The sequence below is a fragment of the Limnovirga soli genome (assembly GCF_013106755.1).
Taxonomy (GTDB): Bacteria; Bacteroidota; Bacteroidia; order Chitinophagales; family Chitinophagaceae; genus Limnovirga; species Limnovirga soli.
This window is the reverse complement of record NZ_WHPF01000013.1, coordinates 83,541-99,199: the sequence shown is the minus strand read 5'-3', so window position 1 is coordinate 99,199 and position 15,659 is coordinate 83,541. Positions and strand designations below refer to the sequence as shown.

The 15,659-nt window shown below is 39.4% G+C and carries 12 protein-coding genes; 9 read left to right on the top strand and 3 right to left on the bottom strand.

The window, feature by feature from the left end:
• The first annotated feature begins 1 nt into the window (after position 1).
• The 5 genes from GD597_RS17170 to GD597_RS17150 all read left to right on the top strand — a co-directional run bounded on the left by GD597_RS17170 (position 2) and on the right by GD597_RS17150 (position 7,255).
• Entirely contained in the window at positions 2 to 1,258 is a 1,257-nt protein-coding gene (locus GD597_RS17170; RefSeq protein WP_171609136.1) for a hypothetical protein, read from the top strand.
• 322 nt (positions 1,259 to 1,580) lie between these two features.
• On the top strand, positions 1,581 to 2,639 hold the full coding sequence (locus tag GD597_RS17165) for a sensor histidine kinase (protein ID WP_171609135.1): 1,059 nt from the start codon (positions 1,581 to 1,583) through the stop codon (positions 2,637 to 2,639).
• Entirely contained in the window at positions 2,636 to 3,340 is a 705-nt protein-coding gene (locus GD597_RS17160; protein ID WP_171609134.1) for a LytR/AlgR family response regulator transcription factor, read from the top strand. Before GD597_RS17165 ends, GD597_RS17160 begins: the two co-directional genes overlap by 4 nt.
• 137 nt (positions 3,341 to 3,477) lie before the next feature.
• Positions 3,478 to 4,260: a LytR/AlgR family response regulator transcription factor gene (locus tag GD597_RS17155; protein ID WP_171609133.1), complete on the top strand. Its 783-nt coding sequence runs from the start codon at positions 3,478 to 3,480 to the stop codon at positions 4,258 to 4,260.
• 553 nt (positions 4,261 to 4,813) lie between these two features.
• Entirely contained in the window at positions 4,814 to 7,255 is a 2,442-nt protein-coding gene (locus GD597_RS17150) for a T9SS type A sorting domain-containing protein (RefSeq protein WP_171609132.1), read from the top strand.
• Positions 7,256 to 7,457: 202 nt separating this feature from the next.
• On the opposite strand, the gene purU is transcribed toward GD597_RS17150, so the two are convergent.
• Together purU and polA are read right to left on the bottom strand one after the other, a co-directional pair.
• Entirely contained in the window at positions 7,458 to 8,285 is an 828-nt protein-coding gene (gene purU / locus GD597_RS17145) for a formyltetrahydrofolate deformylase (RefSeq protein WP_171609131.1), read from the bottom strand.
• A gap of 123 nt (positions 8,286 to 8,408) precedes the next feature.
• Positions 8,409 to 11,240, bottom strand: a complete 2,832-nt coding sequence (gene polA / locus GD597_RS17140) for a DNA polymerase I (protein ID WP_171609130.1) — start codon at positions 11,238 to 11,240, stop codon at positions 8,409 to 8,411.
• A gap of 231 nt (positions 11,241 to 11,471) precedes the next feature.
• Between polA and GD597_RS17135 the strand changes: the two genes are divergently transcribed.
• From GD597_RS17135 to GD597_RS17120, 4 genes are all read left to right on the top strand, one after another.
• Complete coding sequence (locus tag GD597_RS17135; protein WP_171609129.1) at positions 11,472 to 12,752, top strand: UDP-N-acetylmuramoyl-tripeptide--D-alanyl-D-alanine ligase; 1,281 nt, start codon at positions 11,472 to 11,474, stop codon at positions 12,750 to 12,752.
• A gap of 103 nt (positions 12,753 to 12,855) precedes the next feature.
• A complete protein-coding gene (locus GD597_RS17130; RefSeq protein WP_171609128.1) occupies positions 12,856 to 13,479 on the top strand; it encodes a Crp/Fnr family transcriptional regulator in 624 nt (207 codons plus the stop codon).
• Between the two features lie 72 nt (positions 13,480 to 13,551).
• On the top strand, positions 13,552 to 13,857 hold the full coding sequence (locus GD597_RS17125; RefSeq protein WP_171609127.1) for a rhodanese-like domain-containing protein: 306 nt from the start codon (positions 13,552 to 13,554) through the stop codon (positions 13,855 to 13,857).
• Positions 13,858 to 13,967: 110 nt separating this feature from the next.
• The gene (locus tag GD597_RS17120) at positions 13,968 to 14,432 is read left to right on the top strand and encodes a DUF983 domain-containing protein (RefSeq protein ID WP_171609126.1); all 465 of its coding nucleotides are present in this window, start codon (positions 13,968 to 13,970) and stop codon (positions 14,430 to 14,432) included.
• Between the two features lie 150 nt (positions 14,433 to 14,582).
• Here GD597_RS17120 and GD597_RS17115 read toward each other — a convergent pair whose 3' ends face one another.
• Positions 14,583 to 15,620, bottom strand: a complete 1,038-nt coding sequence (locus GD597_RS17115) for a PorP/SprF family type IX secretion system membrane protein (RefSeq protein ID WP_171609125.1) — start codon at positions 15,618 to 15,620, stop codon at positions 14,583 to 14,585.
• Positions 15,621 to 15,659: the final 39 nt, after the last annotated feature.

Below are 15,659 nucleotides of genomic sequence, written 5' to 3'. Positions count from 1 at the left end.
TATGAAAAAAATATTTTTCACTTTTCTATGCTCAACTTTATTGGTGGTTACGTTTGCTCAAAATAATGTGTCACCTTACTCTATTATTGGTATAGGCGATATTGAACATAGTTCCTTTGACCGCTCAACCGGAATGGGAGGTGCAGGTATTAGTTTGGCCTCTCCACGCTATTTATACAATGCCAATCCGGCATCCTACAGTAAATTGGATGATCATTTTATTTCGATGGAGGTAACAATGAGATACAAGGGTGTTACCTATTATGGAAATGGGGTAAATCAAACCAACAATCTATCTTCTGATCTTTCGGTTGAGAAACTGGCTTTAGCCATTAAATTAAAACGTAACTGGGGTGTAAGCGCAGGCTTATTACCTTATAGCAGCAGTAACTATTCCTTTACCGGTTCTAAGAATATTATCGGCACTACCAACAACACCAGCACCTATTACGAAGGTACTGGTGGATTACACCAGGCCTATTTGGCGAATGCCATAAGTCTTTCAAAAAATATAAGAGCAGGCCTGCAAACCACCGCTTTATTTGGGCAGTTAAACCAAAAAGAAACGATGTACCTGAATGCCCTAAATATTACCAGCAATGCAGTTGTAAGCACCAATAAAATGTATATAAACAGTTTCTATGGCAAAGGGGGCATTCAGTATGAGGGAAAATTGACCAAACACTGGCAGCTAAACCTGGGTGCTATTGCGATGTTACAAACAAAACTAAACGCAGAACAAACCATAGTGGTAGAGCAGGATAGTGGTACTTTATATAGCAACAGTATTATAAAAGAAAACTATTTTACTTTACCCCTAACCTATGCTGCTGGTATTTCACTGGTTCATAATAATAGTTTAACAATAAGTGCGGATTATGAACAACAACAGTGGTCAAATATGCAATACAAAGGTTTAAATTATCAATTGGTGAATAGCAACCGTATTGCAGCAGGTATTGAATATGCAAAAAAAATTACTTATGCCAGTGGTGTTTACGAGCCTTACTTTTTACAGGCTGGTATGCATTATACCAACTCCTATCTTAAAATAAATAATCAGCAGTTAAACGAATATGGCATTACTGTTGGAGCCGGTTTTAATGGCAAAAGAAGTCAACTGGGATATTTGTTCAATATGGAGTTTGGAAGCAAGGGCACCACCCAAAATAATTTAATCAAAGAAAATTATATGAAAGCCAGTTTTACAATCTTATGCAGGGAATTCTGGTTTACTAAAATAAAAAAATACAATTGAGTTACTGGTATTTATAACAATACTCCATTTTGGAAATCATACTTAGAACCCATAATGTAAAACGGAAATAAAGATGCCAAGGCTGCTTTACATTATTTTAAATATTTTCTAAGTTGCTACTGTTGATGCAGTACAAGAGTGCGACGCAAGAGCTGCCGAATATATAAGCATTGTTTGGCTAAACATAAAAGGCATGATATTACTGCCCAGGAAATCTTGTGGCAGATAGAAGCGCAATCAAATGTTAATGTTATGCTTCAAGTATATGGTAAAGCGCAATTTTTACATTTTCACAACAATGTTTAGTTGTTATTTTGACCGAATGGCAGCAAGCAGGCAACAAAGAAAATGGATTGAAATAGGTGTGCATATAATTGCATGGCTATTACTACTTTCGTTACCCTATTTTTTAAGACCTACCGAACACCATGATCCGCCAATACATAATGGAGATTTTCGTTTTAGAGAAAAATCAATTTTTAATATCCCGGATATTATTAGCAATATTTTACTGATACTATTGTTCTATGTTAATGCCCAACAATTAATACCACGCTTTATTTACAAAAGAAAATACTACAATTATTTAATTGTTGCAGTGGTTTTGCTGCTTTTGTTTTTGTTGGTATTGAATATAGTATTTCATGCTTTTTATGATGGAAAAATAACAATTGATGCATTCTTTTTTATGCCCATTTTTCCATTTATGGTAATCATTAGTACCAGTACGGCCTATAAAATAACAAGGGATAAAATAGCAGCCGACAAGAGGCATCAGGAAAAAGCATATGAAACGGTTAATACTGAGTTATCCCTGTTGAGGTCTCAGGTTAGTCCGCACTTTATGTTTAATGTACTAAACACGATTGTATCAATGGCCAGGCTGCAATCGCCGCAACTGGAGCCAACTGTGATGCAGCTTTCTTCATTAATGAGATACATGTTATACGACGCTAATGAGGAAAAAGTAACCATCGCCAAAGAAATTGAATACCTGAATTGCTATATAGATTTACAGCGCAAACGGTTCGACGACAATCTGGAATTTGAAGCCGTATTTAATATAGCAGATCCTGAAATATTGATAGAGCCTATGCTGCTGATACCTTTTGTAGAAAACGCCTTTAAACACGGCACCAACTATGTTCAAACTCCTTCAATTAGCATACAACTTAGCGCCACCAACACATCAATAGAACTGCTGGTTAAAAATACTTACCACCCGCATGAGATTAGCAAAGCAGATACTACCAGCGGCATAGGGTTGCAAAATGTACAACGTAGACTAAACCTGTTATATGAAGGCAACCACCTATTAAACATTACAAAAACAGATGATTGGTTTACTATTCTATTACACATTAAGCTACCTGTAACATGATTAACTGTATAGCCATTGATGATGAAAAGCCAGCATTGGATTTATTGGCAGACAATATTAAAAATATCCCATTTTTAACTTTGAAGGCCACTTGTAAAAATGCTATAGAAGCTATGCAGGTATTAAGCCAACACAGCATAGACCTTATTTTTCTGGATATCCAAATGCCGGGTTTAACCGGTTTGCAGTTTGTACAAAGCCTTACCCATAAACCCATGGTTATTTTTATTACGGCTTATGAAAAATATGCCATTGATGGGTTTAATTTGGATGTGGTAGATTATTTGCTAAAACCAGTGCCATTAGACCGTTTTATAAAAGCCTGTAATAAAGCATATGCCTTGCATACAGCCCAATACGCCAAATCATCATCCATAATAAAACCCGCAGAACATCTTTTTGTTAACATCGATTCCCGCATGCTTAAAATAGATACTACAGAAATCATTTTTATAGAAGCACAAAGGGATTATATAAAAATACAACTTGCCGGTAACGCCATGCCACTTGTTACCAGGATGCGTATGAAAATAATGGAAGAAAAACTACCTGCCGGTAAATTTATACGCATTCATAAATCATATATTATTGCAGTTAAACAGATTAACGCAATTAAAAAAGATACCATCCTGGTAAACAACCATGAACTACCTATAGGTGAAATGTATAAAGAAAACCTAAGGTTGTTAACGGGTTCTTAAAGAAAGCCAATTACCCTATTTTTCGTCTTACGAAAAAGTAGTTTCATCGCAATTTTTTGCACACACTTACTTATACAAATAGTTTTGCTGCATCAGCAAATGAATCAACAATTTTTGATTTAGCCAATTATTTACTTATGGTATTATGCACAAAAACATACGCATCAAAAGGCAAAACCATCGGCAATGTAGCATTGCCTGCAATCGATTCGGATAAAACAGGCGTTATCATAATAAGTAGTATTGCTGCGGAGATACAACCGCTGGTATCGCATCTTGATAAGATTGCAACGGTAAGGGTTTGCCGAATTGTAAATAATGCAAGCGAACTGATGCAAATACCATCTGTTATGCAGGTAAAAATTGCCATGGTATCAATCCAGCTACTAACTGCAGAATGTATACAGGCTTTGCATGAAATCCATCCAACCATATTAATTATTGGTATCGGCCAATCTAATCAAAGCCTTGATGCAACTTTTGAAAAATATATATTTTCCATTTGTCATCCACCGTTTTTGTTAAGTGATATTTTCACACAAATAAGTGCAGCACAAGCCTATTTAGTACATGCCAGCACAACAAACAAAACCAGTGCTAAAGAGTATATTTTTATAAAATCAGAATACAAACTTATTCGTGTACACTATAGCAATATTCTATTTGTAGGAGGCATGAAAGATTATATTCAGCTATACATCAAAGGCAGGTCAACCCCCTTAACCACTTTGCAAAATTTAAAGGACTTCGAAAAAAAATTACCCAATCATCAGTTTATCCGGGTACATCGTTCGTATATAGCTGCCATACAGCACATAGATTGTATCGCCAAAAACGAGTTAAGCATTGGCAGCTACAGCATTCCTGTAGGCGATGCGTATAAAGAAACATTGTATCAATTTATAGAATCATATACCTAAGGGCATATAAACTTTTTGAGTAGTCGCATACTCATTTTATAGAAAAAAGGGTGCGGGGGAATAGTCTTATTCCCCCAAATTTTTTTAAATATATGTGAGCCCGGCAACACAACCCATGGCATCGCCGCTTGCGTCGCACTCTTGTACGTGCGGTTCTTTATGCAGCTAATATTTTGAAATATACAAACTACAACAACACCAGGCTTCCGCATATCATTTATTTAAAACCACATTATATTTCCATAAATACTTAGCATCAGTTATTTATATTCATAAAAAGCTTATATATTTAAACTGGTAAAATTACCGTTGTAAAACTTTATAAAAGGGTGTTTTAACGGTAGCCATTCTTATACCAGGCCCCTAGTTTTGAAAAAGCAAAATGCATCCAGGCAAAAGCTTTTAACCAGTTGAAAACCAGCACCAAAATTCCCTCCAATATTTCATTGGCTAAGCCGTGTTAACCAGTTATTGTGGTAAAAATTTACCGCAATAGAAGTTACTTATGTTGCTTTCAATAATCAATAAATAGTTACTAATTAAAAAACGTACCATGAAAAAATTGTATTTGGTTTTATTAACCACCCTCCTAACTACAATGCAACTCTCTGCACAAACCTGGCAATGGACAAAACCGGAACCCAATGGAAATTTAACCCCAAATAGTGAGCATGATGATGCGCATGATGTAGAAGTAGATGCATCTGGCAATGCCTACGTACTTGGAGATTATATGGGCTCCTTGTTCTTAAATGACAGCCTTAGAGCTACCGGCAGTGGCAGTTATCTAGCCAAATATGATAGTACTGGCGTGTTGCTTTGGTATAAATTAATAACACCGACTTCTGCGTCCGGGTATATTAAAGCAACTGATCTAACTATTAATCCACAAGGCGTATTTATCACGGGGAAGTATTCACCTACAGTTATTTCTACTTATTCATATAGTATCGGCAGTTTCAATTTTGTTTCAGGTGTTCAGGAAGTAGGTGTTTTTGTTACTAAATTTAACAATACCGGCGGTGTGGTATGGAACAGGCTTGTTACAGGCTCAAATTATAATTCTTCAAGGTATAATCCGCTTATTACAAGCGATAGCAATAATAATATCATTTGCGAATTTCTATATATTCGTAATGACCCTACCCTTACAAGTCTTAGCATCGGCGCCGGTACTATACCGCTACCTGCACCATTGACCGACGTCTATAATTCAACATGCATTGTGTTTAAAATGAATAATGCGGGAACGTTGTTATGGTCAAATTATGCTGTAGAGTTGGAGAACAGTTTCGCATCAGATGATTGCAACAGCATCATTGCTGACAATAATGGTAATGTCTTTTTGTACGGCATCGCAAATGATGGATGCGCTTTTGGTTCAAATATTTTTCATACAACAGAATATTTAAAAAATGGCAATCGTAGCTGGTCAACATTTATAGCAAAAATTTCTTCGACAGGAGTATGGGAATATGCAAAGGATTTAATCAACACAAATTATTCTCAGGGAACTTCTTTAGGGCATACTTTTTTCGCTGTTGATAATGCTAATAATGTGTATGCACTAGCGAATTACAGGGGGCATAGCTATGGTAGTGGTGCTATTATTTTAGGAGATACAATTAGTACAGATAAAACCAATACTTTTTTGGTTAAGCTTGATAATTCCGGTAATCTAATCTGGCACAAGGGGTTTGCTTCAAGCGATACTTATGCAAACGGCATTTCCTTTGCCAATAATGCGTTATATATTTCAGGTGGCATACGTAATTACACTTATCTGGGGAAGCTGTGGTATTTTTCCGGGTTATATGTTCAGCCCAGCTCAATAAATGGTGGAGGTGCGGTAGAATATTTTGTTTCCAAAGCAAATACAAATGGAGATTTCCAGTGGGCTACAACTTTCTCGGGTGATGTAAATGCCGGTGGCTTCTCGCCAGGACTTGCCGTAAAAGGATTTAATAATAGTATTTACACTTCAGGATATTACAGGGGTAATATTTTAACGCTCGGTAATTTAAACAGTAATTATACTGGCGACTTTTCTACGCAAAATTTATTCTTCGGCAAACTAAAAGACCAATACATCCGCGTAGCTGCCATATCTGCCAAACAGGTTATGCCGGGTTGTAATATTAGTATACCATTTACCTCAACAGGCTTAACCTTTTCTGCTAAAAATAAATTTACTGCTGAGTTGTCTAATGCCAGCGGAGATTTTACCACACCCACTATTATAGGCAGCGTAAAATCCACCGGCACGGGTAGTATTAATGCTATTGTACCGGCTACATTGGCGGTGGGTACCAGCGGTTATAAAATCCGTATCCGCAGTACAGATACCCTGCTTACCGGCTTTAATTATTTTGCCTATGCAGATACCGGCTACACCCTTACCATTACCTGCCCCGGCGTTGCCGGTGGCCAAACCACCACCAATATTACGGGCACTACTGCCACACTTAACTGGGCGGCAGTTGGTTGTGCTGCAGGTTATAAAGTACAATACCGCGTAAAAGGCACTACGGCCTGGACGACACAAAACACCACCGGCAATATAACCAGTTTAGCCCTCAGTGGTTTAAGTATCAATACCATTTACCAATGGCGTATGGCTACCAAATGCAAAAATGGCACTACCACCAGTTTTTCTGCCTACTCGCCCAATCAACAGTTTAAAACTGCAGCAGCAATAATTGCAAGCGCAGAAAATGCCTTGCAAGCAGTAATAAATGAAAAGAAAATATGGGTGCAACCAAATCCGGCTGTAAACAATAGTACCGTTTTATTTACTGCATCACAAGCCAATAGTAAATACACCATTCAATTAACTGATCTGAGTGGAAAAACAATCTGGCATAAGGAAGGCATAACTGTAAAAGGCACTAACTCTGTTAGCCTAAGCCTAAGCAAATTTGCCAAAGCCATGTACCTGGTACATGTACTAATTAATGGCGAAAAAGATCAATCAGCAATACTTTATAAAAATTAACATTCAAAAGCCCCTTTTTTCTACCCTGCACCCGTAGTAAACTACGGGTGTTTTATTTTATAACAACTGTATAGCCAATAACGTAGGCGCCAGCCCATTCTCTAATTTTTTTTATTATGGTTGCAAGCTATTTAACCCATGGCATCGCCGCTTGCGTCGCACTCTTGTACGTTCGGTACTTTATGCAGCCAAGAAATACCGCTTATTCAAACACAATGGTTTTATTGCCATATACAAATACCTTATCATCCAATACCATGTTAAGGGCTTTGGCCAATACGGCGGTTTCTATTTCTTTACCGGCTTTCATCATGCCGGCAGCGGTTAGGCTATGGTTTACCGGAATAATTTGCTGCGCAATAATGGGGCCTTCATCTAAATCGTTGGTTACAAAATGCGCAGTGGCCCCAATGAGCTTTACCCCACGTTCAAACGCCTGCCGATAAGGATTGGCACCAATAAATGCTGGTAAAAAGGAATGATGGATATTGATGATTTTCAACGGAAAATTTTCAATAAACTGCGGCGATAGTATACGCATAAACTTTGCCAATACCAGGTAATCTGCAGCGTAATTTGCAATAATTCCCTTTAGCTCCTCTTCAAACACTGATTTATCTTTTGCCTCATGAGATATATAATGAAAGGGAATATCAAAGCGGGTACAAATATCCTGTAAAGTGGCATGGTTACCTATCACACATTGTACAGACGCCTGCAGCGTTTTAAAATAATTACGTATAAGAATATCGCTAAGGCAATGGTATTCTTTGGTTACCAGTACAATAATTTTTTTCTGTGGTTTGGGGTTTACTTTTATATCGGCAGCCGGTGGTAGCACTTCAGCCAATTGTTGTTTTACCGTGGTGGCATCTGCATCCTGGGCTGTTACTACCCGCATAAAAAACAGGTTGTCGTTGGTATCTACATGCTCCCGCATGGCAACAATATTAATATCCATGGCGGCCAATACGCCTGCTATGGCCGCTACCAGGCCCACCTTATCTGTACACTGTATAAGAATAACCATTTGCTGTTTATTATAATTACCTTCTTATTAAATTGATTGTGCTTGCCCAATAGTATTGTTGCCGCACAAGAGTGCGACGCAAGCGGTGCCCGATAGCACTACCGCTGTCGGGCACATAACATATTAATGTGCTACCAGCCAGTTGGCACCGGCGCCCAATTCGGCTTCTACAGGTACCTCGTTGGGTAGCAGCAGGGCGGCTTTCATATTGTTTAAAATCAGCGGTTTTAATATGTCCAATTCCTCAGGCAAAGCATCAAACACCAATTCATCGTGTACCTGCAATATCATTTTGCTTTGCAGTTTTTCTGCCTGCATGGCAGCATGAATTTTTATCATGGCCAGCTTAATCATATCGGCAGCCGTACCTTGTATGGGACTGTTTACTGCATTGCGTTCAGCAAAACCACGAACGGTAAAATTGCTGCTGTTAATATCCCGCAGCCAGCGTTTGCGGCCCATTAATGTTTCTACATAGCCATGTTCACGGGCAAAGTTGATGGTGGCATCCATATAACCGGTAATGCCGCTAAATTCTTTTTTATAGTTATCAATAATTTCTTTGGCTTCTGTTCTGCTAATGCCCAGGTTATCTGCCAGTCCAAATGCCCCCTGCCCATAAATAATACCAAAGTTTACGCTCTTGGCTTTGTAACGCATTTCTTTGGTTACCTCTTTCTCGTCTACATGAAAAACTTTGGCAGCGGTAGCGGTATGAATATCTACGCCCTTTTTAAAAGCCTCGCACATATTGGGGTCGCCACTAATGGCGGCTACGATACGTAATTCAATTTGCGAATAATCGGCACTTACCAGCACATGATTGGCATCCCTTGGAATAAATGCTTTACGAATTTCGCGGCCCCTTTCGCTGCGTATGGGAATATTTTGCAGGTTGGGGTTATTGCTGCTTAACCTGCCGGTAACGGCTACTGCCTGCGCATAGGAAGTATGCACCCGGCCGGTTTTACGGTTAATCATTAAAGGCAGCGCATCTACATAAGTGCTTTTTAGTTTGGTTAATTCTCTAAAAGCAAGAATATCTGCTACAATGGGATTATTATTGGCCAGTTTTGCTAATACATCTTCGCCGGTAGCATATTGACCGGTTTTGGTTTTTTTGGCTTTGGGGTCAATTTTTAATACTTCAAACAGCACTTCGCCCAACTGCTTTGGCGAAGCCAGGTTAAATTTTACCCCTGCCTGTTTGTATACATTTTCTTCGCTTTGGGCTGCTTCGCGTTCCAGTTCTTTGGAGTAATCGTTCAAAAAGGCTTCATCAATTTTTACACCTTCAAACTCCATAGCGGCCAATACTTTTACCAATGGATTCTCTACTTCATAAAAAACCTTTTCTACTGATTTTTCTTTTAGATAAGGGTGTAATACCTGTTTTAGCTGCAAGGTAATATCGGCATCTTCGGCGGCATATTCTTTCACCTTTTCCACCTCCACATCCCGCATATTGCCCTGGGTTTTGCCCTTTTTGCCAATCAGCTCTTCAATATGTACCGGCTCGTAACCAAGGTATTGGGCGCTTAATAAATCCATGCTGCGCCGCCCTTCGGGCTCTATTACATAATGTGCCAGCATGGTATCGTAAATGGCGCCGGCCAGTTCAATGCCATACCATTTTAGCACCAGCATATCATATTTAATATTCTGGCCAATCCAGGTAATATTTGTTGAAGTAAACAGGGGCGCAAACAAAGCCAGTATCCGTTTTGTTTCTTCCTGATTGGCGGGGCAGGGAATATAGTAGGCTGTATGCGGTGTATACGCAAAACTTAGCCCTACCAATTCTGCATCATTGGCATCCAAACCGGTGGTTTCTGTATCAAAGCAAATCTCGGTTTGTGCCAGCAATGCGGTTAGCAATGATTGAATTTTATCATCCGAATCTGCCAGTATATACTCGTGGGTGGTATTATTTATGTTTTTATCTGCAGCCATTCCTGCTTCTGCCTTTTCTTCGGCAGCTGCAGCTACAATGGCGGGTGTAGCCGGTTTTTGTTTACTGGCAACGGCATTGCCAAACAGGTCTGCTTGTACGCCAACCGGTGCCGTTTGAAATGCATTAAAATCTTCCCCTAAAATTCTTTTACCCAGGGTTTTAAATTCCAGTTCTATAAATACATCAATCAATTCAGTTTTATTCCATTCTTTTAAGCGATAGTCTTCTTCATGAAAAGCAACCGGCACCGCGGTAATAATGGTAGCCAGTTTTTTACTCATTATGGCGCTATCTTTTCCATTACGCACTTTTTCGCCTAAAGCACCTTTTATGCCATCGGCATTGGCCAGAATATTTTCCAGCGTACCAAACTCCTTTAATAATTTGGCAGCCGTTTTCTCACCCACGCCAGGTATACCGGGAATATTATCTACGGCATCGCCCATAAGTCCTAAAATATCAATTACCTGTGCCACGCTATCTATACCCCATTTGGCACACACTTCGGCCGGACCCATAATTTCCACATCGCCGCCCTGATAGCCGGGTTTGTAAATTTTTACACCATCCCTAACCAATTGACCGTAATCTTTATCGGGTGTAACCATAAATACTTCATAACCTGCATCCGAAGCCTGCCAGGCAACAGTTCCAATTACATCATCTGCCTCATAGCCATCCAATTCTACTACAGGAATATTAAATCCACGAATAATACGCTTAATATCAGGTATAGCATCCAGCAAATCTTCCGGCGCTTCCTGACGGTTGGCTTTATAATCACTAAAATCGGTATGCCTTTCGGTAGGGGCATGCGTATCAAAACAAACGGCTATATGCGTAGGTTTTTCTTTATTGATCAAATCTATCAGCGTAGAAGTAAACCCAAACTGCGCATTGGTATTACGGCCTTTCGATGTAATTCTGGGGCTGCGTATCAGGGCATAATAGGCCCTGTATATAAGCGCAAGGGCATCCAGCAAAAATAATTTCTTACTCATGCGGCTAAGGTAATAAAAGGTTATGAGTTTCTTCAAACTGCTGCAAGCGCCAACATTTATCTTCAAAAGCATTTTGTACCTGGCAATTGACTATCATGGCATCGTCGCTTGCGTCGCACTCTTGTGCGTTGGGTAATGCTAATCGGCAAAATAGTATTTCGCTATGAATAGTTTTGAAATTGCCTCTTGTAGCATCAGCAGGCTTGCGTAACTTGCCAAAAAAATATTGTAGTGACAATCGAATCATTATACCAGCTTTTTCTGCAACACCCATCTATCCAAACAGATACGCGCAAATTAAAAAGCGGCGATTTGTTTTTTGCATTAAAAGGGCCCAATTTTAATGGCAATCTTTTTGCCCTGCAGGCATTGGAAAAAGGTGCCGCCTATGCCATTACCGATGAGCCAGTGAATAGTTCCGATAACCGCATTATAAAAACTGATGATGTACTTAGTACCCTGCAGGCTTTAGCCAAACACCACCGCGAACAATTGAATATCCCTTTTATTGCCATAACCGGCAGCAATGGAAAAACAACCTCAAAAGAGCTGGTGCATGCAGTGCTGTCAAAACACTTTATTACGTACACTACCGAGGGCAATTTAAATAACCATATTGGCGTACCACTTACCATTTTAAAAATAAAAGCAGATGCACAAATGGCAGTAATAGAAATGGGCGCCAATCACCAGAAAGAAATTGAAAGTTATTGCAAGTATACATTACCCAATTATGGCATTATTACCAACTGTGGCAAAGCACATTTAGAAGGCTTTGGCGGCGAAGAAGGGGTAAAAAAAGGCAAGGGAGAATTGTACGATTTTATACGTGCCCATAAAGGTGCCATATTTGCTTATGATGATTATGATTACCTGCATACCATGAGCCAGGGTTTAGCAAATATTGTTTGGTATGGCACCCAAAAGGGTACAATTACCGGCACGGTTTTACAAAGCGAACCCTTTCTTCATGTAGCCATTACAAAAGGCGCCGCTTTTGATGTTTTGGCAACCAAACTGGTAGGCGATTATAACTTACCCAATATATTATGTGCCGTAGCCACCGGTAAATATTTTGGGGTACCTGATGCACAAATAAAAGAAGCCATTGAAGCGTATACGCCGTCAAACAGCCGTTCGCAGTTAATTGAAAGGGATACCAATAAAATTATTCTGGATGCCTATAATGCCAACCCAACCAGCATGCGTGCAGCCATTGAAAACTTTGCACGACTGGCAGCAGAAAATAAAGTGCTGATGCTGGGTGGTATGATGGAATTGGGTGAAGAAAGTATACAGGAACATGAGCAAATAGTGGCGTTGATAAACCAATATCAATGGAAGGCCGTAGTATTGGTAGGTGGTGATTTTAAAGCAATTGCACATGATTACCATTTTTTTAATGATGCAGTGGCAGCTAAAGACTGGTTTATACAACAACATTTTGAACACAGCTATATTTTGGTGAAGGGATCGAGAAGTATGCAGATGGAAAAAGTATTACAACCATAATAGATGCGCCAACATTTTGCTGCCCATAGTACCGAACGATGAACGTAATGCGACGCAAGTAAAGCTGCATGAAAGTATCTGCAGCCGGTAACAAACATTTACTATGAACACACAAGATAGATTTGCCCAACTGGAACCTGCTTTACTGGAAGAAATTAATACCCACGGCATTATAAAAACATTTGCCATGGGCGATGTAATTATGCGTACCGGACAGTATATAAAAAGTACGGTACTTATTTTAGAAGGCATGGTTAAAATATCCCGCAACGATGATGAGGGCAGCGAGTTTCTGATGTATTATCTGCAGCCGGGCGAAGCCTGCGCCATATCAATCATTTGTGCATCAAAGGCAGAAACCAGCCAGATTACCGCCACCGCCATGGAAGATACCACAGTGCTTATGATTCCTATTGGCTTTATGGATACCTGGATGAGTAAATATAAAAGCTGGTATTATTTTGTGCTGGAAACCTATCGCAGCCGGTTTGAAGAACTGCTGGTGGTAATTGATAATGTAGCTTTTAGAAATATGGATGAGCGTTTACAATTTTATTTAAAACGGCATACCGCGGCCAGCCAATCCAATATCATTGCCTTATCGCACCAGCAAATTGCCGAGGAACTCAACTCATCCCGTGAAGTTATTTCGCGGTTGTTAAAAAAAATGGAACAACGCGGTATGCTTAAGCTGCACCGGAACTCTATTGAATTATTAATAAGTTAAGGAGGGCAGTCTGTAACCAAAGTCACAATACACTATATTTTATACAACGAGATTTGCATAAAATATTAATCTATGAGTTTCTTTAGTGAATTATTTGGATTGGGCAGCAAAACCGCTGAATTAAAAGAATTATTATCGGCCGGTGCCATTATAATTGACGTTCGTTCACCAGAAGAATTTAAGGGTGGACACTTACATAAATCTACCAATATTCCTCTACAGGTATTATCGCAGTCAATCAATAAATTAAAGGGTAAAACTGTTATTACAGTTTGTGCCAGTGGTGGCCGTAGTGGTATGGCAGCTACCATGCTGCAAAAAGAAGGTATTAATGCTATTAATGGCGGTGGCTGGCATGGTTTACAAAGCATTGTATAAAAAATAAAGTAAGCATTATACCAAAACCAGTTGCATAAATTAATAGCGGGGTTAGCCAATAATGCAGGGTAGTAACAATAAAACGTACCTTGCAGGCGAAATGAAATTTTATGGAAACAGTAAAAAAAGGCAAGCCTTCATATGTGTTAAGTGTGTTGGGTAATAAATGTCCGCGTTGCAGGGAAGGTTATCTTTTTGAATCAAAAAACGCTTATGCATTAAAACAAAGCCGCTATATAAAAATGCATGACCATTGCCCGGCCTGCGGACAAAGAACTGAAATTGAAGTAGGTTTTTATTATGGCACCAGCTATGTTAGTTATGCTTTAACAGTGGCCTATTCAGTAGCTACATTTGTGGCCTGGTGGGTATTGTTTGGTTTTTCTATCGAGGACAATAGCATCTTTTATTGGCTGGGTGTAAACTCTATTTCGTTGTTATTATTACAGCCGTTATTTATGCGCTTATCCAGAACTTTATGGTTAAGCTGGTTTGTAAAATACGATCCGGAATGGCAAAGAAATGAAGCCGCCAAACCAGAACGAATTATTGAAAGTCAAATGGGCAACTGGTAATGTATTATAAGCTATTTAAAAGGGGTATAGCGCAGGTTATACCCTTTTTGTTTTTAGCCCGGCTATATATTTTCAAGTCATCCCACTTGCGTCGCACACTTGTACTATAGGTACTATTGGCGGCTTTTTGCAGCCGGAACTTGCATATAATTAAAAGCGCAAACCGGTACACCTAACTTTATCTGCATCGGCAGACCGATTGGTAAGTTTGGTTTTATAGTTGAGTGTAAGTTCAAAACCACCCCTAAACTGTGAAGCGGTTTTTAGTTTAGATACATTCATATCGTAGCTTAGGCCAATACCCAGTTTATATACATCCAGTTTCATTACAGGTATAAATGCATCGTTCCAGCGGTACATACCCCCCAGGTAAACAGCCAGCTTATAATCATCATCATAATGCGTTTCTATATCTACCCCATATAACACACCACCCAGCATTTGATTATAAGAGCCTTGTTTAAAATAATCGGCAAATAGAACAATATTATTATTATCACTGGTAGGGGCAGACAGGCCGGCATTAAATGCCCATTTTCGGTTAAGTACCACACCATCGTTGGCGGTATAAAAACCAATTTTGGGCTGGTTTACATGAAACAATCCGGCACCAATATAATACCGGCCATTGGCACCAAACCCGCTATTGTAGGTAATGCCTGTAGAAAGATCCCAGTAAGCCATTCCAGTTCTGCTAAATACCTGTTGTATGGGGTTATTGGGGTTAAAACTGCCATCCACAAATTGCTCATCCAGTCTTAATTTGGTGGGGTCGAACTGGCTGTTTACCCGCCCACCCATAAACGCCACTGACAAATAACTATCGTAGGCGCCACCAATAAATTTGTGGTAATTAATTACCGGCAACAATTGTGTTCTTTTCATTTGAATATCGCCTGCCACATCGTAGGTTACCTGCAGGGCAGCAGTTATCCAATCGTCTTTTTGGCGGGTTGGAAATTTCATTTCCACACTGGCAGCAGAAGTTTGAAAAGGTACGGTTACACTTTGCCATTGATTTCTAAAAACACCACTTACTCTTACATCGCCATCAAAAACACCAGCCAGTGCCGGGTTGCGCAATAAAGGCATTTCGTAGAATTGCGAAAAGGCAAAATCCTGTGCAGCTGCTATTTGCGCCAGTGCGGCACATAATAAAAGACAACAAGTGAGTAAATATTTTTTCATACTATTTTTATATGGCGCTTTGTGCTATGGTTTTTGCGT

Excerpts from the sequence above, each read along its gene's own strand:
- GD597_RS17165 (WP_171609135.1), top strand. The coding sequence starts at position 1,581 with ATGGCAGCAAGCAGGCAACAAAGAAAATGGATTGAAATAGGTGTGCAT.
- GD597_RS17115 (WP_171609125.1), bottom strand. The coding sequence starts at position 15,620 with ATGAAAAAATATTTACTCACTTGTTGTCTTTTATTATGTGCCGCACTG.
- GD597_RS17170 (WP_171609136.1), top strand. The coding sequence starts at position 2 with ATGAAAAAAATATTTTTCACTTTTCTATGCTCAACTTTATTGGTGGTT.
- purU (WP_171609131.1), bottom strand. The coding sequence starts at position 8,285 with ATGGTTATTCTTATACAGTGTACAGATAAGGTGGGCCTGGTAGCGGCC.
- GD597_RS17155 (WP_171609133.1), top strand. The coding sequence starts at position 3,478 with ATGGTATTATGCACAAAAACATACGCATCAAAAGGCAAAACCATCGGC.
- GD597_RS17130 (WP_171609128.1), top strand. The coding sequence starts at position 12,856 with ATGAACACACAAGATAGATTTGCCCAACTGGAACCTGCTTTACTGGAA.
- GD597_RS17125 (WP_171609127.1), top strand. The coding sequence starts at position 13,552 with ATGAGTTTCTTTAGTGAATTATTTGGATTGGGCAGCAAAACCGCTGAA.
- GD597_RS17160 (WP_171609134.1), top strand. The coding sequence starts at position 2,636 with ATGATTAACTGTATAGCCATTGATGATGAAAAGCCAGCATTGGATTTA.
- GD597_RS17120 (WP_171609126.1), top strand. The coding sequence starts at position 13,968 with ATGGAAACAGTAAAAAAAGGCAAGCCTTCATATGTGTTAAGTGTGTTG.
- GD597_RS17150 (WP_171609132.1), top strand. The coding sequence starts at position 4,814 with ATGAAAAAATTGTATTTGGTTTTATTAACCACCCTCCTAACTACAATG.
- polA (WP_171609130.1), bottom strand. The coding sequence starts at position 11,240 with ATGAGTAAGAAATTATTTTTGCTGGATGCCCTTGCGCTTATATACAGG.